Source organism: Parapedobacter sp., from assembly GCF_035556095.1.
Taxonomy (GTDB): Bacteria; Bacteroidota; Bacteroidia; order Sphingobacteriales; family Sphingobacteriaceae; genus Parapedobacter.
On the sequence record NZ_DATMFT010000018.1, the window covers coordinates 1 to 23,978 of the forward strand.

A 23,978-nucleotide genomic window follows, 5' to 3' on the forward strand; every position below is an offset into this window, starting at 1 on the left:
CATAGAAAGAACTTTTCTTTCTAAGTTGTGGTCGATATAAGGACCTTTTTTAATTGAACGAGCCACTATTTCTTCCTTTTCTCAATAATGTAACGATTCGATGCTTTCTTTTTACTGCGGGTCTTGTAGCCTTTGGCCAACAGTCCCTTGCGCGAACGCGGGTGACCACCGGATGACCGGCCTTCACCACCACCCATCGGGTGATCGACAGGGTTCATGGCTACACCACGTACACGGGGCCTGCGGCCCAAGTGGCGCTTCCGCCCGGCTTTACCTAATACCTCATTGGCTTTCTCGGCATTTGACACCGATCCGATGGTGGCCAAGCAAGTAGCCAAAATCATGCGTGTCTCGCCAGAAGGCAACTTGATGATGGCATATTTACTGTCGCGAGCCGAAAGCTGGGCATATGTACCCGCGCTACGGGCGATGGTACCACCCTGCCCCGGGTTCAACTCGATATTGTGGATAATAGAACCCAACGGAATCACCGCCAGCGGCAATGTGTTGCCAATTTCAGGCGCTACCGAATCGCCGGAAACAATCGTCTGTCCGACTTTGAGCCCCTCAGGCGCAATGATGTAACGCTTTTCGCCATCTACATAATGCAGAAGTGCAATACGCGCCGTACGATTGGGGTCGTATTCTATGGTGGCAACTTTTGCGGGAACGTCTTTCTTATCGCGTTTGAAGTCAATCAGTCGGTATGCTTTTTTATGTCCCCCACCGAGGTAACGCATCGTCATTTTACCGGAATTGTTCCGCCCGCCGGACTTCTTGATCTTTACGACCAACGACTTTTCAGGAACGTTGGTGGTAATATCGGAATAGTCTCCGCCTACTCTGAAGCGAGTGCCAGGGGTAACCGGTTTGAATCTTTTAACTGCCATCTCTTATTATATCGTACTGTAAAAGTCAATCGTTTCGCCATCCTTAATCGTGATGATGGCTTTCTTGTACTTCGGGGTCCTCCCGGAAACAAATCCAGCTTTGGTATAGCGGTTCTTGGCTTTGCCGGCAACCACAATCGTGTTCACGGCCAGAACGGTCACGCCAAACATCTGTTCCACAGCTTGTTTGATTTGTATCTTGTTTGCCTTGGGATCCACCTTAAATGCATAGCGGTTCAGCTTCTCGGTGAGCAGCGATGCTTTTTCGGTCAATATGGGCTTTTTGATAATTTCCATGTTACTTGGCAAGTGCCTCCTCCAATGTTTTAACAGCATCCGTAGTCAGCAAAAGTTTGCCCGCATTCAACACGTCGTACGTGTTCAATTCATTGGCGGTAATCACCTTTGTTTTCTTGAGGTTCCTGCTTGATAAATAAACGTTGTTGTTTTGAACGGGTAGTACCAATAAGGTCTTCTCGCCAGCCACGTTCAGGCTGTTCACCAAGCTCACATAGTTCTTGGTTTTGATGCTATCGAAATTGACCTCGTCCAATACCACGATATTATTCTCTTTGGCTTTGTAGCTCAACGCTGATTTACGCGCCAAAGATTTAAGCTTCTTGTTCAGTTTGAAACTATAGTCGCGCGGCTGCGGACCGAAAATACGGCCACCGCCATTGAACAATGGAGATTTGATGCTCCCTGCACGGGCACCACCGGTTCCCTTTTGTTTGTGGAGCTTGCGGGTCGAACCGGCAATCTCGTTACGTTGCTTGGATTTATGCGTTCCCTGGCGTTGGTTAGCCAGGTATTGCTTCACATCCAGATAAATCGCATGGTCATTGGGTTCTACCCCAAATACCGACTCAGGAAGTTGCACCTTGGCACCTGTTTCTTTACCTGATATATTTAAAACGTTAACTTCCATCTCCTTATTTATCTACGATTACGTAAGAACCTTTGGCTCCGGGGATGGAACCACTCACCACGAGCAGGTTTTGCTCTTCGTAAACTTTCAGCACCTGCAGGTTCTGAACCTTCACACGATCGCCCCCTGTACGGCCAGCCATACGCGTTCCTTTGAATACACGCGACGGCCAAGATGACGCTCCCAATGAACCGGGTGCGCGCAGGCGGTTGTGCTGACCGTGGGTAGCCCCACCAACACCGCCGAAACCGTGGCGCTTCATTACCCCTTGGAAACCTTTTCCTTTCGAAGTGCCGACCACATCAATGTACTCGCCTTCTTCAAAAATAGAAACCGTCACCAATTCACCGAGTTGCTTTTCGTCGGGAAAGGTTTTAAATTCTACCAATTTACGCTTGGGCGTCGTTTTCGCTTTGGCGAAATGCCCTTTCAAAGGAGCCGTCGTGTTCTTCTCTTTTGCTTCATCAAAAGCGAGCTGAACCGCGGAATACCCATCCTTTTCTTCCGTGCGTATCTGCGTTACCACGCACGGGCCAGCTTCGATTACGGTACATGGGATATTCTTCCCGTCCGCATCAAAAATGCTGGTCATTCCTACTTTTTTTCCAATAATTCCAGACATGTTTCTATTAATCTATTAACGTCCATCGAAGCAGTAGGGCTTCGCTCAAGACATACCATCCCCTCAAAAGGGACGGCAAAGATAGGAAACTTACAGTAAGTATCAAACAGTTAGTAAATTATTTTTTTGTTTTCCATATTCATGCACTTTCCCATCCCTTCTTTGCGGTGTCTTTCCCACAGTTTTCCCCATGGTTCCTCGGCAAAATGCCGTCTTCCTACTACATACACCCACCCGCGGTGCTTCACATGCAGCCGAATTTAGGTCGTCATCCGTCTTACCAAATCAACAGGGCACACCAGAGGTTCAGCCAGCGTAGCCGTGTTTGACCGATTGGGAACGCCTTGCAAGGCATCAATAAGCGTCTGTGCTACTTTGTCGGCCATAGCGTTCGGGTATTGTTCAATCGATGTGATGGCGGGAGAGATGATGGCCGCCCTCGGGTCGTTTGAGTAACCGATTATCTTTAAGTCTTCAGGAATCCGGATACCGCGCTCTCGGGCAAACTCCACAGCAGCAATAGCCGTGGTGTCGTTCGCCGCGAAGAGCCCGTCGGGTTGGTTGGTACCATCAAATATCCTACGTAAGCTGCTCCAGGCGTTTTCTGCCGTCAGTTCCTGATGGTAAATCCATTCATCCCGCAGCGACACGCCCTCTTTAGCTAGCGCATCTGTAAACCCATGTGTGCGCTCCTTATAGATGCTGCAGGTCTGCGGACCGCTGATGTACGCAATCCTCCGGCAACCCGCCTGCATCAAATGGTTGCCTGCCAACAGCCCACCACGGTAATCATCGCCTTTGACAATATAGGCCGGCGTATTCGCTCCCAAGGGCACCCGATCGTAAAACACCAGTGGTATGCCCTGCTGGAGGAATCCATCGAAATGAGCAATATCTTCCGTATACAGTGCGAGCGATACGACCAATGCATCCACCCGGGCCGAATACAACGTATTCGCCAACTCCTTCTCCATGCTTACCGAATCATTGGACTGGCAGATCATCAGGTTGTATCCCGCCGCCTGAAGCTGCCGTTGCAGCGAAGTGATGAAAAACACATGGAAATACATGGATATCCGAGGCACAATCAGCCCGATGATGTTGGAGCGGCGGTTGCGCAACGAGGACGCCATGCTGTTGTGCCGATAACCCATTTCCTTAGCCATCGCCTTCACCCGCTGGCGCGTAGCCTCACTGATCCGTGGATTATTATTAAGTGCCCTTGAAACAGTAGCCGGAGATATCCCCAATACCTTGGCAATGTCCACGATGCTGTTTTCCGATTTCGGTTTTTTCGGTGTCATTTCGTATAATCAGCTTGCTGCCAAAGCAACGTTATTTTGGTGGAAAAAGCAAATGCACCTTGGTAAAGCGCGCTGCGGCTACTAACCCGGCATCATTAGCCATAATGACTTTGCAATAGCTGCACGCGATTCCTCGTGCAGCGGTAAAAAAGCTTAAATTCGCAAGAACAAAACGAGGGTTATTAAGAAATCTAATAATGAAGAAGTGTTACCAACATTCCGTGACTTGGACAAAAAACCTTTTTTTACTGTCAGGACTTTGGGTGCTATTACTCAGTTCCAGCAATGGCAAGATAGACCGTGAGAAGCTGGTAGGTCGCCATCGAATCATCACAGAAAAAAATAATCCGTGGAGCCCGGCACAGGTCGGTAATGGAGAGTTTGCATTCGGCGTGGATATCACCGGCCTTCAGTCGTTCACCACACATGCCACGATGTCGCATTGGGGATGGCATAGTTTTCCACTCCCCGAGGGCCTTGACATCAAAGATTTTAATGGGAAAATGTGGGACACGTATGGTCGGCAGGTCCGCTATGACGACTGGGATGAAGATCATCCGGAATTGTCGGCGTGGCTGGCCGGCAATCCCCATTCGCTCAACCTGGGTCGGATCGGGTTGGTATTGAAAAAATCAGATGGCAGCCTTGCCACGTTGGGAGATTTGGCGAATACCCGGCAGGAAACGGATCTGTGGACAGGCACAATCACCAGCACCTTCGAATTGGAAGGGACTCCTGTTCGGGTAGTGACATTGAGCCACGGCGAAAAGGATGCCGTGGGTGTGCAGATTACCTCCAGACTGGTAGAAAGCGGGCAGATTGCAGTTGCCTTTTCTTTTCCCTATCCGGACGGGAGTCAGCAAGTAAACAGTACATTCGATCAGCCCAATGCACATACCACGGAATGGGTTTTCACCGAAAAAAAATTCGTACGCCTTGAGCGCACGTTGGACGATACCGATTGTGGGGTTTCCGTAAACTGGATGACGGAAGCAACATTTCAAAAGGTAGACAAACATGCGTTCCAGTTGGTGCCCGAATCGGGGAATACCCTGGAGTTTGTTTTTGCGTTTAGTGATGATCCTACTGTGGAGACCCGATTGAATTTTTCGGAATGCCAGCGATCCTCCATAACATCGTGGAAGGCATACTGGATGTCTGGTGCAGCCATCGACCTGTCGGCAAGTACGGATCCCCGCTGGAAAGAGCTAGAACGCCGGCTGGTGTTATCACAGTACGTAATGAAGGTAAACGAGGCCGGTAGCTGGCCACCGCAGGAGAGCGGTCTGGTTAATAACGGTTGGTACGGACGTTTTCATTTTGAGATGATCTGGTGGCACGGCGCCCACTTTGCCCTGTGGGATCGTTGGCCGCTATTTGATAGAAGCCTGCATGTTTACCCTGATTTTTTGCCCACCTCAAGGGTGCGTGCGGAAAAGCAGGGTTACAAAGGCGCACGCTGGCCGAAATGTACAGCATATCTGGACCGGGATTGGCCACATCCCATCCATGCGACGCTGATCTGGCAGCAGCCCCATCCGATTTTTTTCGCCGAACTGGACTACCGTTTGCATCCTACGCAGGCCACACTCGATAAATGGCGTGATGTCGTGTTTGAATCGGCCGCGTTTATGGCTGATTTCGCCCATTACGATGCGGCGAAAGATCGTTACGTACTCGGACCTCCCGTTTATATTGTTTCGGAGAACACCGATCCCCGCACAACCGTCAACCCTACATTTGAACTGTCTTACTGGCAATTCGGCCTGCGTACCGCGCAGGTTTGGAAAGAGCGGATGAATATGCCGCGGGACGAAAAATGGGATGACGTGTTGAATAAGCTTTCACCGTTGCCGATTGAAGACGGGGTGTATGTTACTTACGAGGGAATCGAAAACATGTGGACGCGGTATAACTGGGAACATCCGGCGCTGATCGGGGCGTTCGGTATGCTACCGGGAGATGGCGTGGATGTTCCAACAATGGGCAGGACGCTTGAACGGGTACACCGCGAATGGAAACTTCACGAAACATGGGGCTGGGATTTCCCGATGCTGGCCATGTCGGCAGCAAGGCTGGGACGGTCGGAACAGGCAGTAGACTACCTACTGGAATACCCCGCGTTTTTGTTTGATGAGCATGGATTGGTGGGTGGTTGCCGTGCGCCGTTTCCTTATTTTCCGGGCAATGGCGGACTGTTATACGCCGTGGCCATGATGGCGGCCGGATGGGATGGGGGCCCCGATACCAATGCCCCCGGATTTCCGGATGACGGGTCTTGGGTTGTGAAATGGGAGGGACTGAAGCCGGCGCTGTAGCCGGGATGAGTTGGCGTGCGAAACTTTGAATCGCTATCTTTAAGTAAGGTATAAAAGTAAGGTATGAAGAAAATTAGATTTTTATCGGTTGGGCTGTGGCCAGCAAGCGATACGCTACTGCAGTCCACTGAATTAGCCGTTGCAGCCGAAGGAATCAGGTTAGACAGCGCTTGGATCGGTATTAAAATGAGGAGGTCGGATGTACACGTTTAGAAAAGCGCAGCCCCACGAACTGCCCCAAATATGGGAAATCATCCAACACGCGATTGCCCGGCGAAAAGAGGCGGGTAGCGAGCAGTGGCAGGATGGCTACCCCAACCCCGAGGTTTTGCGTCATGATATCGATAAAGGTGCCGGATGTGTACTGGCCGATGGCGAAACTATTGCCGGTTATTGTGCCCTCATGATCAATGATGAACCAGCGTATGCCGCTATCGAAGGCGAATGGCTTACCAATGGTGATTTCGTCGTATTCCACCGTGTTGCGATTTCCAAAGCCCACCTCGGGCAAGGGCTAGCGCGGAAAATGATAGAACACATCGAAGCGTTCGCCGCAAGCAACAACATACAAAGTATCAAAGCAGACACGAATTACGACAACCCCGCCATGTTGCGGATTTTTGAATCGATGGGTTACACCTATTGCGGCGAAGTATATTTCCGGGGAAGCCGCCGACGAGCGTATGAAAAAGTGTTACCGGAGATGGCCTAGCCAGCCATCAGTACTGCCCGGTACTCAACATCACCAAGGTACATGCGCGCACCACCTCGATCCCCTGCTGTTGCGCTAAAGCTTCCAGTTCGGGGTTTTCCGTGCCCGGATTGAAAATGATACGTTTGGGTTGGGTCGCTAGGATGTAGTCGTAATATTCGGGCTGCCGCTGCGGACCGATGTAGAGGGTCACCGTATCGACACCCGCAATAACATCCCCTGCATGTTGTATTTCCACCCCGCGGACTCCCCCTTCTTTATTCCGATGTTTACAATATCGTGCCCGGCCGCAACCAACCGGTGGGCCGCTAAATAAGCATACCTGCCCGGATTGGTCGTGGCGCCCAAAATCAATGTTTTCTTTTTTCCCATGGCCATATATTGCAAAGTTACGGACAATAGTTGAAGAAAATAACACCACTATTTTGCCATATATTCTCCCTCGGACGAATAAGCTCCCTGACGGATCACCGGCATATCCAGTAGCTGGTAAAGCTCGTCCAAATGGAGTAGGCTGCCGTTGGCCAGATTTGCAAGGAGCACAATCGTAACATCGTTGGTTAGGTCTCGAACGTAGATGTTCCGGAAGCCATGCCACCAGCCGGTATGGTATACAACCCGTTGTTTATCCGTCTCGTAGGTACGCCACCCAAAACCGTAATTGAATACGCTTTTGGTGGGCTTGCTATATCCGGCGTAAGCCGAGTCGAGCGTTTCGGGCTTAAGCAAACGGCCCTCGCGTAATGCCCGGTCAAACAGGTACAGGTCTTGGACGGTGCTATATATGCCTTTATCGCCAACGGGACCATCCTGAAAATTCTGTACCACCGAGCGGCGCCACACCTTGTCGTGGCCCACGACACCATTGGGAATCTTTTCGTACACAGCCTTGGAGTACACCGCGGTATGCTTCATACCCGCGGGCGCAAACACATTTTCTTTCATGTACACGGCAAAATCCTGGCCGGTCACCTTTTCGATAATCGACGCCAGCACCATGTAATTGGTATTGTTATAGAAAAACCGTACATCGGGGTTCGCATATTTCGCGGGTTTGTGCTTTGCCAACAGCGCCATCACCTCCGCGTTGGACATCCCCTTTCGCTTGTCGGGCCAAATCTCTTGCTTATCTGTAAAATAAAGGTAGTTCGTTAGCCCGGATCGATGGGTAAGCAACAACTTGATGGTCACATCCGGGTAGGGGAAATCCGGGAAAAACTCATCTACCGTCTGGTCCAACCTAATCTTACCTTCCTCCATCAACCGGAGTATTCCCGTAGCGGTGAGCGGCTTTGATACCGATGCCAATTCAAACTGAGACGCAATCTCCAAGCTGTCCTTCATCAGGTAATCAGCCCACCCAAAAGCGTTTTGGTAGAGGATTTTCCCTTTTTTTGCAATCAACACATTCCCGTTAAAACCGGACCTGCGGTGCAACCGTTGCATGAATGCGTCCAATCGATCGTCAGCCTTCACCGGGTCATACACCAGCGCAATACTGTCGAGCTCGTGTTGTTTCCGCTCTACACGGGCACGCTTCTTTTCGGCCGAGGTGCACGATGCACCGATGATGGCAATGATTAATAAGAAGAAAAGGCTATTTCTGAACAATGGTTTTTCACTAATTTTCATCTACTATATTTTCATCTTCAACGGCCAGATGGAACCGGTTTCATACGTGGCCGCTAAGGTATTGCAATCGACTTGCAATGGCAACTATTTTAACACCGAAAGCGCAGTCTAACATGTTTTTTACCAATAAGGCAACCTGCCTAATTTATAACCATTCTAAATATCTGTGTTTTACACAGTTCTGACAGTGGTCAGATAGGAGATGTTGTACTTTTGTTTCCGAAATTAAGGGAGCATAGTACAGCCTTGAAGAATCTTAAAGTCATAGCATTTACCCACAAACATGTGGATCTTAAGGATTTAGGAAACCTTGTGATTTGCAACGAAGAGTTGGAGAGTCGACTGATTACCCTGAAGAATAGCTTTGACATTCCCGAAATTTTTTATGTGGGTACTTGCAATCGCGTTGAATTTGTGTTCTATGGTGCACATGAATTAACGCCCACGTTCATCAAGGAATTCATGCACAAGCTCAACTTCTGTGTTCCTTCAGCACAACTGGAGTGTTTCTTGGGCCAGGTAAACACCTACGAGGGTATCGACGCCTTGAACCACCTGCTCCGGATGTCGTGTTCATTGGAAAGTTTGGTTGTAGGCGAAAAGGAAATCCTAGCACAGGTGCGTAGGGCCTATGAGCGTTGCCGCAAGAGCGGTTTTACGGGCGATTTCCTTCGGTTGGTTATGGATCGGCTAGTAAAAACAGCAAAAGAGGTATATACACATACGCGCATATCCCGCAATCCGGTTTCCGTGGTTTCGCTGGCTTATCGCAAATTGCGTGAAATCAAATTGGAAGACAACCCACGTATTCTCATTATCGGCGCGGGGGAAACCAACCAAAACATCGCTAAGTACCTTTTGAAACACCGTTTTTCGAATTTCGTGATATTTAACCGCACCTTGGAGAATGCACGAGCACTGAGCGCCGAATTGAATGCTGAAGCGTACCCATTGAGCGAACTTCCCCATTACAAGGGTGGATTTGACATCCTGATCACCTGTACCGGGTCGCCCGAAGCGATTATCGATAACACACGCTACCAATCGCTCCTCAATGGCGAGACCGACAGGAAGGTTGTCGTCGATTTAGCCATCCCCAACGATGTCCATCCCGAAGTATTGGAGGAGTATCCGGTACACTATATAGAAGTAAGCGGTCTACAGGCAATCGCTTCCAAAAACTTGCAGGAGCGTTATGATGAATTAGTCCATGCGGAACAAATCATCGCCGACAACATCCGCGAATTCCTTCCGCTACTCAAGCAACGCCGCGTGGAACTGGCTATGCGCGAAGTACCCGAGAAAGTAAAAGAAATACGTTCTTTTGCACTCAATGAGGTATTCGCCACCGAAGTAGGTGCGTTGGATGCCAATTCGAGGGCTGTGCTCGAAAAAGTAATGGACTATATGGAAAAAAAATACATCAAAGTACCCATGGTGATGGCCAAGGATATTTTGGTTAAGACAAACCATTCGGACATCCATTAGTGCCTCGTCGTTACCCGAAACGTACAATCTTTTAACTTATCCGTTCGGATAACGCCTTATATTCGTTAAGTTTCGCAAACTTAAAAGGCTCTTAATGGCAGCGAAGAGATCCCCGAACACAGCGTCGTGATTTCATTGATACCAGAAAGATATTAAAAAACATCAATAATTTAGCTAAGTTTGTGTATGCTAACAGATGAACCCCTGACTAAAACGGCCCCTACCCTAACAAAATTGGTAGACCGCACGCTCATTATTGGCACCCGTGGAAGTGAGCTGGCCTTATGGCAGGCCAATTACGTCAAAGACCGACTGGCCGAAATCGGCGTGGATGCAGCACTCAAAGTCATCAAGACACAGGGCGACATTGTGCAGCATTTACGGCTGGACAAACTGGAAGGAAAAGGGTTCTTTACCAAAGAATTGGAAGAAGAGCTATTAAATGGAGGTATCGACCTCGCTGTCCATTCACACAAGGATCTCCCCACAGTACACCCCCCTGGCCTCACCATCGCAGCCGTTACCGCCCGTGAAGACCCGTCGGAGTTGCTCATCATCCATAAAGACTGTGTAGACCTGAAGAAACGTCTAGCACTTAAACACAACGCCATCGTAGGTACTTCTTCAAACCGCCGGAAAGCGCAGTTGTTGGCCATGCGCCCGGATTTGGAGTTCGATGACCTCCGTGGGAATGTACTGAGCCGCATTCAGAAACTCCGCGACGAGAATTTTGATGCCATCATGCTTGCCAAAGCGGGGATTACCCGCGTCAATGTTGACCTCAGCGACTTCCATGTCGAAGAACTCCCACCGGTGGAAATCATACCTGCCCCGGCACAAGGGGTCTTAGCGGTGCAGATCCGTGAAAACGACACGCAACTCGCGGACGTACTGCAGTCCATACACAACGCTGCCGTGGCAGATACCATTGCCGTTGAACGCAAAGTGCTGAACCTTTTCGATGCAGGGTGCCATGCGCCGTTGGGTTGTTACTGCCGTAAACAGGGCGATTTGTATGAAGTATGGACCTCCAACGCCGAAGATAGCGAAGAGTTTCCCGACCGCCTCTACCTCACCGCCGAACACACGGACGGGCTGGCCGAACGGATCGCCAATAAATTCGACAAAACGCGGAAACTGCCGGGCCATGTATTCATCACGCGCGACTTATCCGAAGCCAGCTATTTCCATCGTGCCATGGCCAAACACGACATTAAGGTGGAGGGTCGCTCACTGATCCGCATTTTCCCCATGATTAATAAGCTAGACCCCTATATTCTCAAGTATGTCGACTGGGTGTTTTTTGGTAGTAAAAATGGCATCGAAAACTTCTTTAAACTCGAACCGCGGCTGAGTAAACGAACGAAATTTGCGGTTATCGGGCGTGGCTCCGAAGAGATGCTCAGGCAGTTTGGCCATGCCCCGGAGTTTTCCGGAGAAAGGCTGGGCATCAACATGGAGGAAATCGCCGAAGAGTTTGCCAAAATTGCCGATGGCACCACCGTGCTGATTCCCCGTGCCAAAGATTCTCTGGAAACCATCCAAAAGTCACTAACGGCAGATACTAAAGTAATCAATCTACCGGTATATCAGACGCGCATCGATACCAACGTGTCCAAGTCGAACGCCGATGTATTGATTTTCACCAGCCCCTCAAATGTGGAGGCCTATTTCGTAGATAACCTGGTCGACCCGGGCCAACAGATTATCTGTATCGGGCGGTCTACAGGTCGGAAAATCGAAGAATTCGGACTGCCATACACACTCCCGTACTCACCCGACGAAATCGGTCTTGCCGAAGCGGTATTCGGGTTGGATTACTAGCCGCTTTGTTGATGATACCATATATGATTTCGAGGGATTTCCAATTAATATAGCATGCTAATACGACCAAGAAGAAACCGCAAATCAGCGGTGATACGGGATATGGTGCAGGAAACGCACATCACGGCGTCAAACCTGATATTTCCCTTGTTTATTATCGATGGCAACAACGTTAAAACAGAGGTCTCCTCCATGCCCGGTATTTACCGGTATACGGTAGACAACCTACTCCGCGAGGTGGAGCACTGCATGGAACTTGGGCTGCATGCATTCGATTTGTTTCCCAATATCGATGAATCACTCAAAGACAAGTACGCAACCGAAAGCACGAGGAAAGGCAGTTTGTACCTCCGTGCCATCGCCGAAGTGAAACAACGTTTCCCAGAAGCGTGTGTCATCACCGATGTAGCCATGGACCCCTACAGTAGCGACGGGCATGACGGTCTGGTGGAAAACGGCGAAGTGCTGAATGACGAAACATTGATCATCTTGGGCCAGATGGCACTGGCGCATGCCCAAGCAGGTGCCGATATCATTGCGCCATCAGACATGATGGATGGACGGATCGGTTACATCCGTAATGTGCTAGACGAAAACGGCTTCACCAAGGTATCATTGATGTCGTATACCGCCAAATACGCCAGCGCCTTTTATGGCCCTTTCCGCGACGCCCTCAACTCAGCACCGAAACACGGCGACAAGAAATCGTACCAAATGGATCCCGCCAATCAGCGCGAAGCGTTGATCGAAGCGGAATTGGACACCCAAGAAGGGGCGGACTTCTTGATGGTAAAGCCGGCACTCGCCTACCTGGATGTTATCAAGCTACTGCGTGATGGTTTTGACCTTCCTATAGCAGCTTATAACGTCAGTGGTGAGTATGCTATGGTTAAAGCCTCAGCCCGCAATGGCTGGCTCGATGAGCGCCGGGCAACAATGGAAGTCCTTACGGGAATCCGCCGGGCAGGAGCCACCGCCATCCTCACCTACCATGCCAAGGAAGTACTGGAAAATAAGTGGCTCTAAACGGATTGATAATTGATAGTTGATAGTTGATAGTTAATAAAGATGTTAGACGCATTGAAGAAAGCCTTCGGCGGAAGTGATGAACCTCAGCCCCCGTCGGGCAAAAGAAACGATATTGTACGTGAAAAATCAGCCGAATTATTTGAACGGGCCCAACGGTATTTTCCTGGAGGCGTCAACTCGCCCGTACGGGCATTCAAATCGGTTTATGGTACGCCGTTGTTTATCGAACGGGGCGATGGCTGTTACCTATGGGACGCCGATGGCAACAAATTCATTGATTTCTGCTGTTCCTGGGGACCATTGATATTGGGCCACAACCATCCCAAAATAAGGGAAAAAGTAACCCAAACCCTCGAAAAAGGCTTAAGTTTCGGTGCGCCCACAGCATTGGAGAACGAACTCGCCGAGCTCATCCTCGAACACAACAGATACATCGAGAAAATCCGGTTCGTCAGCTCCGGTACCGAGGCCGTCATGTCGGCCATCCGGCTGGCCAGGGGGTATACCGGGCGCGATAAAATCATCAAATTCGAAGGATGCTATCACGGCCACTCCGATTCACTGCTGGTGAAGGCGGGTTCGGGGCTGGTCACATTCGGCGAGACCTCTTCCGCCGGGGTTCCCAAAGCATTTGCCGACGAAACTATCGTTATTCCACTGAATGACCGGAGCGCTGTGGAAACGGCGTTCGCCCAATTCGAGGGGCAAATCGCAGCGGTCATCATTGAGGGGGTACCGGCAAACAACGGACTGCTTATCCAAGACCGGGAATACATCCACTTCCTACGCGAAATTACCCACCAGCATCAAGCGCTGCTTATCTTTGATGAGGTCATTACCGGGTTCCGCCTTGGGTTTGAAGGCGCAGCGGCCCATTACGACGTGCATCCGGATATCGTCACTTATGGCAAAATTATCGGCGGGGGTATGCCCGTGGGTGCCTATGGCGCATCGGCCGCGCTGATGGGCCACATATCGCCCGAGGGCGCCGTTTACCAAGCTGGAACCCTATCGGGCAATCCCGTAGCCATGGCTGCGGGAATCGCACAGCTCACGGTACTTAAAAGCGGTAATTTCTATAAAAACCTCCACACGAAGACCACGGAGTTCGTCGAAGCGATACAACGCTATGCTTCCGCCAAAAACTACCGGTTCAAGGTTTTCCAGATCGGCTCGATTTTTTGGTTTGCTTTTACCGACAAAGAGACCATCCTGGCTGCCAGCGATATCGATCACAGTAGCATGGAATACTATAAGGCATTCCATCGCGAATTGCTCAACCGCGGCGTATACCTGGGGCCTTCGGGCTACGAAGTAGGATTTGTTTCCGCAGCGCACACGAAGGTCGAGCTGGAAAAGACCAAGCGCGCCATCTTCGAAAGCCTCGATGAGGCGTTCCGGACGATGGGCGCCCCAAAATTATAAGTTGAAATACTGCTTGGCGTTGTGGTAGCAAATATCTTGTATCACTTTGCCTGTCCAATCGATATCATCCGGCAGCAGGCCCTTGTTCATATCTTCGGCGAAGAGGTTGCATAGCAACCGTCGGAAATATTCATGCCTCGAGTACGACAGGAAGCTGCGTGAATCGGTCAGCATCCCCACGAAACAACTGATCAATCCGATGTTCGACAAGGTATTCAGTTGTTGGGTCATGCCATCGAGCTGGTCCAGAAACCACCAGCCCGAACCAAACTGCATCTTGCCTTTGGTCCCTTCCGCCTGGAAATTCCCCATCATGGCGGCAAAAACGGCGTTATCTGCGGGGTTGAGGTTGTATACCACGGTTTTGGCCAAACGGCCTTCTTCCTCCAACGTATTGAAAAAATGCTGCATGGACTGTGCCTGCTGGAAATCGCCGATAGAGTCGTATCCGGTATCGGCGCCGAGCTCCCGCAATTTCCGGCTATTGGTATTCCGAAGCGGACCGAGGTGGAATTGCTGCACCCATCCTTTGTCGTGATACAATTTGCACAATTCAGAAAGCACCAAAAAGGTAAATGCCTCCTCATGTTCAGCCGCCAGGGCATCATCGCCCGCAAGCACCAGTTTAAACACTTCGTCCAATGAAAGACTTGTATCCACTTCACGAGGAAGGCTGTTGAGGCCATGGTCGGCAATGCGGCAGCCATGGCTATGGAAATAATACAGTCGGTTCCACAAGGCATCCAATAGGGTATCCAAATCAACGATGGCCACGCCGCTGCTCGCCTGCAATTGATCGATATAGCGGCGATAGTCGTCACCCTTGCTCAGTTGGAACACCTTATCCGGCCTGAACGTTGGCAACACCTTTGTTCCAAAACCCGAGCCGGCAATGGCTTGGTGGTGGCGCAGGTCATCCACAGGATCATCGGTCGTCCCTACCATTTCCACGCCGAAATGCGTCAACAACCCCCGGGGTGAAAACGCCGATGTTTGCAATTGTGCCGAGGCCGTATCGAAAATCCGGTCCGCATTCCCAGGTCCCAACAGCTCGGTGATGCCGAATGGGTTCTTGAGTTCCATGTGGGTCCAATGGTACAGCGGATTGCGCAACGTGTAGGGAACCGCCTCGGCCCACTTGCGGAATTTCTCCCGGTCGGTTGCCGTACCGGTTATGTATTGCTCCTCGGTACCCAGCACACGCAGTGCGCGCCATTTATAGTGGTCGCCCGCGAGCCAGATACGCGTTAGGTTTTCGAATTTCCCATCAGACGCAATACCATCGGGAGGAAGGTGCGAATGGTAATCGATGATGGGTAGTTCTTTAACGTACTCGTGGTAAAGCCGTACGGCATGTTTCGACTGAAGCAGGAAATCGTCGTGAAGAAAATAAGCCATGTGTATAGTGATCTGATTACTGTCCCATTATTCCTAACTCCAGTCCCCGAAGCTCCGCCAAGCCGCGCAGGCGCCCGATGGCCGAATACCCCGGAGCGGTAATCTTGTCCATGTCGTCGAGCATCTGGTGCCCATGGTCCGGCCGGAACGGTATCGCTTCGCCACGCTGTTGGTTTTCGGCGACCAATGCCTTCATCACCGTATACATATCAACGTCGCCGTCGAGATGATCGGCCTCGTAAAAATTCCCCAGGCTATCCTTTTTCACGTTGCGCAGGTGCGCGAAATAGACGCGTGACTTCACTGCATCGAATATATCGGGAAGGTCATTGCCCTTACCCGCACCCAGTGACCCTGTACAGAAGCAGATGCCGTTGAAGGGCCGGTCCAGCGAACGGATAATATACAAAAGGTCTTCCTTGTTGCTCGCAATCCGCGGTAACCCGAGAATTGGATAAGGGGGGTCATCCGGATGGATGGTCATCCGGATACCTTCTTCCTCGCATACATCGGCAATAGCAGACAGGAACCAAATCAGGTTCTCACGCAGGCCATCGAAGCCAATGGTCGCATATTCGCGGATACTTTCCCGTAATTCATCCAGTTCAATACTGCGCTCGCCCGGTATCCCCATCAACACATTGCTGTTGAGGAGCTCGATCGCCTGTGGGGAATAGGCTTCATACCGTTTCTTGGCCTCCACCCTCACAGCTTCCGGATAATCCTGTTCGGCCCCTTCCCTTTTCAATACAAACAGGTCGAAAACTGCCAAATCATTCCAATCAAAATACAATGCTTTAGAGCCGTCTTTCATCTCCAGATCGAGTTGGGTGCGTGTCCAATCCAATACCGGCATAAAATTATAGCAGACCGTTTTTATTCCCGCAACAGCAAGGTTCCGTAGGCTCTGCCGATAATTGTCTAGGTACCGCTCCGCATCGGCCCGCCGGGTTTTTATAGCCTCGTGCACTGCTACACTTTCCACGACGCTCCATGTCAGTCCGGCAGCTTCGATAATCGCTTTCCGCTCGCGTATGTCTTCCAACGGCCACACGTCGCCATGGGGAATGTGGTGCAGCGCCGTTACAATCCCGGTTGCCCCCGCTTGTTTGATATCCTGCAATGAAACCGTATCGGCAGGACCGTACCACCGCCACGTCTGTTCAAGTTTTTTTGTCATGTCTTTTATTTTGCCTTCTGCTTTTTGCGCTGTGCTTTTTGCATGCTGTTGCTCCCGGCAGGCTAAACCCGTTCGCCTCAATGTGCAATACGAACCACTAGATACTAATTACTAACTACTAAATAGCTACACCCCACTCCAGGCGTTGAATCCACCATCCACCAATATGGTTTCACCCGAAATAAAGCCCGACGCATCGCTTAGCAAGAAGATTAACGTACCGGTGAGTTCAGCCGGGTCGCCCAGCCGTCCGAATGCCGTATTGTTCACGAACCGCTGTGCGCGGTCGGTATAAGACCCATTGGGGTTGGTCAGCAACGTGCGGTTCTGTTCGGTAAGGAACACCCCGGGGGCGATGCCATTCACCCGCACTTTATCGCCATAACGCTGGGCCAACTCGACGGCCATCCACTTGGTGTAGCCCTCAATTGCACATTTGGCCATATTATACCCCATTACACGGGTAATGGCTTGTTGGGCGGCCAACGACGAAATATTTACAATAGATCCTTTCCCCTTCTCTGCGATTATCCGGCCGAAAACGTGCGTAGGGATAACCGTACCAAAGAGATTTAATTCAACGGCTTTCTGTGTATCGGCAATTTTGGTATCAAAAAGATTTTGGTCGGGGCCAATCGTTGCCCCCGGGATATTCCCTCCCGCCGCATTCACCAGCCCATCTATTGTGCCCCAAGCGTCCAATATCTGGTCCTTAGCCTGGTGTACAGCCTGTTCATCCAATACATCCGTAATCACGGCAATGGCGTCGCCACCGTTACGCTTTATCGCCGCAACCCGAGCATCCGCCCGTTCCTTGTTACGACCCAACACCGCCACTTTAGCACCTGCCGCTGCGGTAGCCAAAGCGAACGATTCGCCCAGAACTCCTGTCGCGCCTGTAATCACAATCACTTTACCGGCTAAAGAAAACTGTTGTATTCCGTCCATAGTTTTAAGAAATAAGGTCTATTGTGTATTTTAATCCCCAATATTAGTCAAAAATGGATTGAATAGAGATACGTTTTCACATAAAAATTCACGAAAACGTTGTAGGGGAACCAACATGAATAAGCCGTAACTGACGCATTTACAAAAATTTAACAAAATTATTTTAAGATGTCGTTTTAAAGCGATACTTTTGCATCCCCAACATTGGAAGGGCTTATGTATTGAAAAATAATTAATTACAAAAATTATAGATATGACTAAGGCAGAAATTATAGCAGAAATCGCAAACAAAACCGGACTGGAGAAAGTAGATGTTCAAGAAACGGTTGAGGCATTCTTCAAAGTTGTCAAAAACGCGATGGTTGGGGGCGAGAATGTTTATGTACGGGGTTTCGGCAGTTTTGTCGTAAAGAAAAGGGCAGAAAAGACAGCTCGCAATATTTCAAAAAACACCGCCATCATTATCCCTGCGCACTATGTGCCAACATTCAAACCGGCTAAGACCTTTGTTGAGAAGGTAAAAACTGGCAATAAGTAATTTTTGCGCGCAAGCGGCAAACACGGGTATCCACATGCAGCAACGAACCAAACAGGTAGTCGCCATCACATCCATCGTCGTATTGATGGGGTTTTTATTGGCCCAGCCCATCAAAGGTTTGGTCAATGAAGACAAGGCTGCTTCGAGCACCGCTACCGGGCCGCAAATTACCCTTGAATCCGTATCGCAAAAAGCCAAAGAAGGGCTTAACCCGAGTATCATCCAGGAAATATCGGCTATCGAGGCTGAGCTGCAACGTGCCAGCGACACGGAGAAGCGTACTCTGCTGCAGCAGCTCGCCATCAAATGGGACGATGTGAACAAGACGGCTCCACTGGGTTTCATCTACGAAGAGTTGGCAAAACTCGATGGCCAGTTTGATGATTGGCTCAACGCTGGTGATGCATACCGTGCGGCTTACGCCAACCTCCAAGACACGCTGACAGCGGGTGTCCTCAACGATTATGCCATCAATGCATATGAAAACGCATTGGCATTGGATTCGACCAACCTGGATGCCAAGGTGGGCCTGGGCAGTGCGTACGTAACTGGATCGAAAAACCCAATGCCCGGTATCGCACTGCTTCGGGAGGTGGTGAGTGTGCAGCCATCACACGTTGGGGCTAACAAAAGTTTAGGCTTATTTTCCATGCAGTCACGCCAGTTTGACCTTGCTATCGATCGGTTTAACACGGTTGTATCCCAACAGCCCGACGCCGAATCCTATTTTTATCTGGCAACAAGTTATGAAAACATCGGGTTGAATCGCGAAGCCATCGCTGCTTTTGAAAAAAGCAGGGATCTGGCGGCCGATCCGACCCTGACCCAATTTATCAATCGTAAAATTGATGAATTGAGTAAATAATCATTTTAATTTTATTCATTTAAAAAATTTTAAGCTATGCCAAGCGGAAAAAAAAGAAAAAGACACAAAATGGCTACCCACAAACGTAAAAAACGTTTAAGAAAAAACAGGCACAAGAAAAAATAACCTTGCCTCACATGATCCTGCTTCCGGCATAGGGTATATAAATGAGCGTGGTAGCACCAATCTGTGCATCCACAACAGAACTCTGCCCTTACAAATTGTTCCCGGGAGACTAGCGGGATATGGATAAAACGTTTTTTATTTTTCATTCAAAGCAGGTTATTATCCTTTCGCAAATGACCATGGGAACATTCTTTTTTAGGTTCCCGATAATTGCCTGCTTTGCAAAAGGAATAGCTGTTGGTAAAGGAGTTAATTATCGATTCGGCCCCCGAGAGGGGGGTCACTATCGCTTTACTTCAAGACAAACAGCTTGTAGAGCTCAATAAGGAACAAATTAATAACAACTATGCGGTAGGTGACATTTACCTGGGTAGGATAAAGAAAATCATGCCCGGCCTTAATGCTGCCTTTGTGGATGTTGGCTATTCGAAGGATGCGTTCCTCCATTACCTCGACCTGGGCCCCCAGGTCCAATCGCTCATCAAGCTCACCAAATTGGTAAAGAAAGGCAGTTACAAAGAGAAACTGCTCGATAGTTTAAGATTAGAAAAGGACATCAACAAGGCCGGCAAAATATCCGAGGTACTTACCCGGAATATGCTGTTGCCTGTTCAGATAGCCAAGGAACCTATTTCTACCAAGGGACCTCGGTTAAGTTCAGATCTGTCTATTGCCGGGAGGTACGTTGTACTCGTCCCGTTTTCAAGTGCGGTATCCATTTCAAAGCGCATCAAAGGCAACACGGAGCGCAATAGGCTGAAAAAAATCGTAGAAAGCATCAAGCCTACGAATTTCGGCGTGATTATACGGACCGTTTCCGAAGGGAAAGGGGTTGCCGAACTGCAAAAGGATTTATTGGATCTTATTTCGAAATGGGAAGTGCTCACCAGTCGCCTGCGAGCGGCCGAGCCATCGCAAAAGGTACTTGGCGAGATGGATCGGACGTCGACCATCTTGCGCGACATCCTCACCGATGAGTTTTCGCATATCTATGTCAACGAACAGGCCATCTACGAAGAGACCCGTTCTTATGTGCAGGAAATTTCGCCCGATCTGGAAAAAATCGTCAAGCTGTATAAACACCGTGAGCCGATTTTTGAGCATTTCGGTGTTGAGCGGCAAATCAAGGCCGCTTTTGGCAAAACGGTCAACCTGCATGGAGGTGCTTACCTGGTCATTGAGCATACGGAAGCCCTACACGTCATCGATGTGAATAGTGGCAACCGGACGGCCAACAAAGAAAACCAGGAGGAGAACGCACTGCAGGTAAACATGGAGGCGGCCAAAGAAATTGCCCGCCAACTCCGTCTTCGCGATATGGGTGGTATCGTGGTTATCGATTTTATCGATATGCATAAGCCGGCCAACCGCAAGGAGCTGCACGCCTACCTCAAACAATGCATGGCGACCGACCGTGCGCGGCACACCATCCTACCACCGAGCAAATTCGGCTTGGTACAGATCACGCGGCAACGGGTACGCCCTGAAATGAGCATCGTCACCAATGAGAAATGCCCCGCTTGTGATGGCACCGGTGAGATACGCTCAAGCATCGTTTTGATGGATGATATTGAAAACAACCTGAGCTTCATCTTACAAGAGCAAAACGAAAAGGACATCACCCTCTGTATCCACCCGTATATTTACACCTACCTCAAATCGGGCTTTATTTCGCGGCGGGTGAAGTGGTATTTTAAATTCGGGCGCTGGATAAAGCTAAAACCGGTTACTTCATACTTCCTCACCGAGTTCCATTTCTTCAATGGCAAAGAGGTAGAGATCAAATTATAGCAGATATGGCCACCACCTCGGTGGCCATATCATCTATCGGCCCGTTGGCCAACCAATGTATTTCTAGCCCATCCTTTTCCATCTTCCGGAAATACGTCATCTGCCGTTTGGCAAAACGATGTATCTCGGTATTGAGCCGCGCAAAAAATGTTTCGTAATCCAGCTCCCCCAAGAGGTAGCGGGTTACATACTTATACTCCAACCCGTAATAGACCAGCCGCTCAGGCGGTATGCCCTTTTGCAATAGCTCCCTTACCTCTTCGATGAGCCCTTGGTCAATCCGCACGCGAAGCCGGTCGGTGATGCGTTGCCGGCGCACTTCCACTGCCGGGTTTATACCAAAAAGTACGGCAGGGATGGGGGCACAACCGTCGGAAGGCAGCGCATGGTGCTGACACCACGTACAGATCGCTATTGCCCGGATAAGTCGTTTCTTAGTGCTTGTGTCGGCGTTAAAACCGGGTGGACTAGGCAACTGCTTCAACCGATCGCGAAGCACGTCGATTTCCAGTGTTTCCAGTTCGTTGCGCTGGGCTATATCCACCGGCACCTCGCTGTAGTCAAATCGCTGCAGCACCGACTGGATATATAATCCGGTACCACCACACAGTATAGGCCGTTTTCCCTGCTGCCTAATACCATCGAGGGCCTCATGGAAATTTTTCCGGAATTGGCTTACATCATACGTGTCTCCGGCTTCCCGGATATCGATTAAGAAATAGGGAATATCCCCGTAGATTTCGAGGTCTTTGCCTGTGCCGAGGTCCATACCACGGTACACCTGTCGGGAATCGGCACTGATAATCGCCCCATCAATCCGCTTGGCCACCTCCACCGCCAACCGTGTTTTCCCGGAGGCGGTGGGGCCAAGAATCACGATGAGATCGGGTGTGTCCTTCACACCACGAATTTAGTCCACTTTTCGAAGGAGTTGTTGCTAGCTACGACGTTTTCGATAAACGCCATCCCCCGCACCCCCTCATCAACCTGCGGAAAATCCAGCATCTCGGCAGTGGGTGTCTCGCCGTTGAGTTTTGCAGAAACCGTGAGCGCAAAATTCCGGTAAATATTACCGAACGCTTCCAATAATCCTTCGGGGTGACCGGATGGCACGCGTGTATTGTGTACCGCAAAACTACTGAGCGTATAGGGTGCCGCATAGCCGTTGCCCGTACGGATATATTGACGCGGCTGGTCGAGCATCTTCACGATAAGATTATTGGGGTCTTCCTGAGCCCAGTCGATACCTCCTTTTTCGCCATACACACGGATGCGCAATGCGTTCTCTTCGCCGGCGGAAATCTGGGAAGCCACCAGTACCCCCCGTGCGCCATTATCAAAGCGCAGCAACACATTGCCATCGTCATCCAATAGGCGTCCTTCAACCAAGGTCGACAAGTCGGCACAAAGCTCGGAAATTGCTAAACCCGTCACGTATTCGGCCAAGTGGGCCGCATGGGTTCCGATATCTCCCATCGAACCGCTTTTCCCCGATTTTTTCGGATCTGTACGCCAAGCGGCTTGGGCATTTCCCTCGCGCTCGGAAAGCCGGCTCAACCAGCCCTGCGGATACTCCACCACCACTTTCCTGATTTTTCCGAGCACACCCTCCTTGATCATCGCTTTGGCCTGCTTCACCATGGGGTAGCCACTGTACGTATGGGTAAGACACAATATGTTACCGGTACGATCCACGATTTCCTTGAGTTCCTTGGCTTCTTCGAGCGTGAAGGTCATCGGCTTTTCAATAACCACGTTAAACCCATTCTCTAAGGCCAATTTTGCGGGTTCGAAGTGGACGAAATTGGGTGTTACGATCGTCACAAAATCCATACGTTCGCCTTCCGGAAGTTGGCTTTCCTTTTCAATCATCTCTTGGAACGTCAGGTAAACCCGGTCTTCGGGAATGAAAAGCGCTTTTCCTGATTCACGCGCAATATCGGGGTTGATGCTAAATGCACCGCATACCAGTTCCACCAGTCCGTCCATATTGGCTGCAATACGGTGCACGGCACCGATGAAGGCATCTTTTCCCCCGCCTACCATACCCATGCGAAGTTTTCTGTTCATCTGTTTTTCTACATTAAAAAGTTCAATAGCTCAGTTAAAATCCGTCGAATATACTAAAAATATACTTCATACTCCCGCTGTTGTAAACCGTCACATACCCCGCGGCTACGCGCTCATCGGCAGGTACCGTACGGATTTCCGGGGGCAGCGTACGTTCGTAATAACGTTGCATCGTGCGCGGGTCAACCCAGAATAGCTGCGGTGCGGTTTCGCCCACCATCGCAAATCCCAACTTGCGGTAGCTGTTGCCGTCCGACCAATCCTTGTCGGCATACGTCATGATATCGCCGAGATCGAAGTCGCGTTGGAAAGCATCAAGCAGCTTACTGAAGCCCCCCACAACATGTACACCCTGTTTGTGGCAGAAGCGGAGCAGTTCGTAAGAGCGGTAGTCGATTGGTTTGCCGGCCATGCGCCGGCCACCGCTGAACACCGCTGCCGCGACCAGCTCGCCACCGTGGTAAAGTCCGTAGCGGTATTTGCCCGCCAATGCCACCTGCAAGTGATGCTCTTGCAAAAAAGACAGCGTTACGTGTTTTTCAATCCGTGCCGCCACGGTATCCCGCGCATGGATACGCTGTGCCTGCCCCATCAATGCGGCAATGCGGCTGAGCAAAATATCGGGTTTTGTAATCCAGGTGTCTTCATCGACGTGCACACACCGGCCATCACCTGCTACCGGGATGCGCTGCCCAGCACCGCACCGGTAGTAAACTATACGAATACCCTCACCTTCCGGGTACAGCAAACACGCCTTTTCTGAAAGCGCCTTTAAACTAAATGCAAGCGTAAGCCTATCCTGCAATGCCGAGAGAAACCGATAAAAAGAAGCGTTTACTTGAAACATCAGCTATGGGTAAATGAACTACAAAAATCATAAAAAACACAAG

At 50.2% G+C, this 23,978-nt stretch carries 24 protein-coding genes; 10 read left to right on the plus strand and 14 right to left on the minus strand.

Translation table 11 applies throughout. The features are described 5' to 3' along the window. Positions 1-65 precede the first annotated feature (65 nt). From rplB to VNQ80_RS08410, 5 genes are all read right to left on the minus strand, one after another. Positions 66-890 (minus strand): 50S ribosomal protein L2, encoded by an 825-nt coding sequence (gene rplB, locus VNQ80_RS08390; protein ID WP_325637412.1) that lies wholly within the window; start codon positions 888-890, stop codon positions 66-68. Between the two features lie 6 nt (positions 891-896). After that, positions 897-1,187, minus strand: a complete 291-nt coding sequence (rplW, locus tag VNQ80_RS08395; protein WP_188504464.1) for a 50S ribosomal protein L23 — start codon at positions 1,185-1,187, stop codon at positions 897-899. 1 nt (position 1,188) lies between these two features. Beyond that, the gene (gene rplD, locus VNQ80_RS08400) at positions 1,189-1,818 is read right to left on the minus strand and encodes a 50S ribosomal protein L4 (protein ID WP_325637417.1); all 630 of its coding nucleotides are present in this window, start codon (positions 1,816-1,818) and stop codon (positions 1,189-1,191) included. A 4-nt stretch (positions 1,819-1,822) separates the two neighbouring features. After that, positions 1,823-2,440, minus strand: coding sequence for a 50S ribosomal protein L3 (gene rplC / locus VNQ80_RS08405; RefSeq protein WP_325637419.1), 618 nt, complete (start codon positions 2,438-2,440; stop codon positions 1,823-1,825). 260 nt (positions 2,441-2,700) lie between these two features. Further along, a complete protein-coding gene (locus tag VNQ80_RS08410; protein ID WP_325637421.1) occupies positions 2,701-3,744 on the minus strand; it encodes a LacI family DNA-binding transcriptional regulator in 1,044 nt (347 codons plus the stop codon). A 221-nt stretch (positions 3,745-3,965) separates the two neighbouring features. On the opposite strand from VNQ80_RS08410, the gene VNQ80_RS08415 reads away from it, so the two are divergent. The 3 genes from VNQ80_RS08415 to VNQ80_RS08425 all read left to right on the plus strand — a co-directional run bounded on the left by VNQ80_RS08415 (position 3,966) and on the right by VNQ80_RS08425 (position 6,774). Beyond that, positions 3,966-6,062, plus strand: a complete 2,097-nt coding sequence (locus VNQ80_RS08415; protein WP_325637423.1) for a hypothetical protein — start codon at positions 3,966-3,968, stop codon at positions 6,060-6,062. 63 nt (positions 6,063-6,125) lie between these two features. Then, positions 6,126-6,275: a hypothetical protein gene (locus tag VNQ80_RS08420; RefSeq protein WP_325637425.1), complete on the plus strand. Its 150-nt coding sequence runs from the start codon at positions 6,126-6,128 to the stop codon at positions 6,273-6,275. Next, positions 6,262-6,774, plus strand: coding sequence for a GNAT family N-acetyltransferase (locus VNQ80_RS08425; RefSeq protein ID WP_325637427.1), 513 nt, complete (start codon positions 6,262-6,264; stop codon positions 6,772-6,774). Before VNQ80_RS08420 ends, VNQ80_RS08425 begins: the two co-directional genes overlap by 14 nt. Positions 6,775-6,781: 7 nt before the next feature. Here the strand turns inward: VNQ80_RS08425 and VNQ80_RS08430 are convergent, their stop codons facing one another. The 3 genes from VNQ80_RS08430 to VNQ80_RS08440 are packed head-to-tail and all read right to left on the minus strand — an operon-like array spanning position 6,782 to position 8,406. Then, a complete protein-coding gene (locus VNQ80_RS08430) occupies positions 6,782-7,012 on the minus strand; it encodes a CoA-binding protein (protein ID WP_325637429.1) in 231 nt (76 codons plus the stop codon). Then, complete coding sequence (locus tag VNQ80_RS08435) at positions 6,964-7,146, minus strand: CoA-binding protein (protein ID WP_325637431.1); 183 nt, start codon at positions 7,144-7,146, stop codon at positions 6,964-6,966. Before VNQ80_RS08435 ends, VNQ80_RS08430 begins: the two co-directional genes overlap by 49 nt. 48 nt (positions 7,147-7,194) lie before the next feature. Next, positions 7,195-8,406: a serine hydrolase domain-containing protein gene (locus VNQ80_RS08440; RefSeq protein ID WP_325637433.1), complete on the minus strand. Its 1,212-nt coding sequence runs from the start codon at positions 8,404-8,406 to the stop codon at positions 7,195-7,197. Between the two features lie 246 nt (positions 8,407-8,652). On the opposite strand from VNQ80_RS08440, the gene hemA reads away from it, so the two are divergent. The 4 genes from hemA (at position 8,653) to hemL (ending at position 14,172) form a co-directional block, all read left to right on the plus strand. Continuing rightward, positions 8,653-9,894 carry a glutamyl-tRNA reductase gene (hemA, locus tag VNQ80_RS08445; protein WP_325637435.1) on the plus strand — a complete coding sequence of 414 codons (1,242 nt, stop codon included), beginning with the start codon at positions 8,653-8,655 and terminating at the stop codon, positions 9,892-9,894. A 186-nt stretch (positions 9,895-10,080) separates the two neighbouring features. Further along, on the plus strand, positions 10,081-11,718 hold the full coding sequence (hemC, locus tag VNQ80_RS08450; protein ID WP_325637437.1) for a hydroxymethylbilane synthase: 1,638 nt from the start codon (positions 10,081-10,083) through the stop codon (positions 11,716-11,718). Between the two features lie 54 nt (positions 11,719-11,772). Further along, positions 11,773-12,744, plus strand: coding sequence for a porphobilinogen synthase (hemB, locus tag VNQ80_RS08455; RefSeq protein WP_325637441.1), 972 nt, complete (start codon positions 11,773-11,775; stop codon positions 12,742-12,744). A gap of 42 nt (positions 12,745-12,786) precedes the next feature. Next, complete coding sequence (gene hemL, locus VNQ80_RS08460; protein ID WP_325637443.1) at positions 12,787-14,172, plus strand: glutamate-1-semialdehyde 2,1-aminomutase; 1,386 nt, start codon at positions 12,787-12,789, stop codon at positions 14,170-14,172. Here the strand turns inward: hemL and uxaC are convergent. From uxaC to VNQ80_RS08475, 3 genes are all read right to left on the minus strand, one after another. Beyond that, positions 14,167-15,570, minus strand: a complete 1,404-nt coding sequence (gene uxaC / locus VNQ80_RS08465; RefSeq protein WP_325637445.1) for a glucuronate isomerase — start codon at positions 15,568-15,570, stop codon at positions 14,167-14,169. The genes hemL and uxaC overlap by 6 nt on opposite strands. 16 nt (positions 15,571-15,586) lie before the next feature. Beyond that, entirely contained in the window at positions 15,587-16,750 is a 1,164-nt protein-coding gene (gene uxuA / locus VNQ80_RS08470; RefSeq protein ID WP_325637447.1) for a mannonate dehydratase, read from the minus strand. Between the two features lie 126 nt (positions 16,751-16,876). Beyond that, entirely contained in the window at positions 16,877-17,698 is an 822-nt protein-coding gene (locus VNQ80_RS08475; RefSeq protein ID WP_325637449.1) for an SDR family oxidoreductase, read from the minus strand. A gap of 253 nt (positions 17,699-17,951) precedes the next feature. Between VNQ80_RS08475 and VNQ80_RS08480 the strand changes: the two genes are divergently transcribed. The 3 genes from VNQ80_RS08480 to VNQ80_RS08490 all read left to right on the plus strand — a co-directional run bounded on the left by VNQ80_RS08480 (position 17,952) and on the right by VNQ80_RS08490 (position 21,018). Then, complete coding sequence (locus tag VNQ80_RS08480; protein ID WP_325637451.1) at positions 17,952-18,236, plus strand: HU family DNA-binding protein; 285 nt, start codon at positions 17,952-17,954, stop codon at positions 18,234-18,236. Between the two features lie 34 nt (positions 18,237-18,270). Further along, a complete protein-coding gene (locus VNQ80_RS08485) occupies positions 18,271-19,101 on the plus strand; it encodes a hypothetical protein (protein ID WP_325637453.1) in 831 nt (276 codons plus the stop codon). Between the two features lie 363 nt (positions 19,102-19,464). Continuing rightward, positions 19,465-21,018, plus strand: a complete 1,554-nt coding sequence (locus VNQ80_RS08490; protein WP_325637455.1) for an Rne/Rng family ribonuclease — start codon at positions 19,465-19,467, stop codon at positions 21,016-21,018. Here VNQ80_RS08490 and miaA read toward each other — a convergent pair. Genes miaA through VNQ80_RS08505 form a run of 3 tightly spaced genes read right to left on the minus strand, consistent with a single transcriptional unit; the run spans position 21,008 to position 23,935 of the window. Then, positions 21,008-21,919, minus strand: a complete 912-nt coding sequence (gene miaA, locus VNQ80_RS08495) for a tRNA (adenosine(37)-N6)-dimethylallyltransferase MiaA (RefSeq protein WP_325637457.1) — start codon at positions 21,917-21,919, stop codon at positions 21,008-21,010. The two genes, VNQ80_RS08490 and miaA, sit on opposite strands and share 11 nt — an antisense overlap. Continuing rightward, positions 21,916-23,088, minus strand: a complete 1,173-nt coding sequence (locus tag VNQ80_RS08500; protein ID WP_325637459.1) for a Gfo/Idh/MocA family oxidoreductase — start codon at positions 23,086-23,088, stop codon at positions 21,916-21,918. Before VNQ80_RS08500 ends, miaA begins: the two co-directional genes overlap by 4 nt. 34 nt (positions 23,089-23,122) lie before the next feature. Then, on the minus strand, positions 23,123-23,935 hold the full coding sequence (locus VNQ80_RS08505) for a hypothetical protein (RefSeq protein WP_325637462.1): 813 nt from the start codon (positions 23,933-23,935) through the stop codon (positions 23,123-23,125). Positions 23,936-23,978 lie beyond the last annotated feature (43 nt).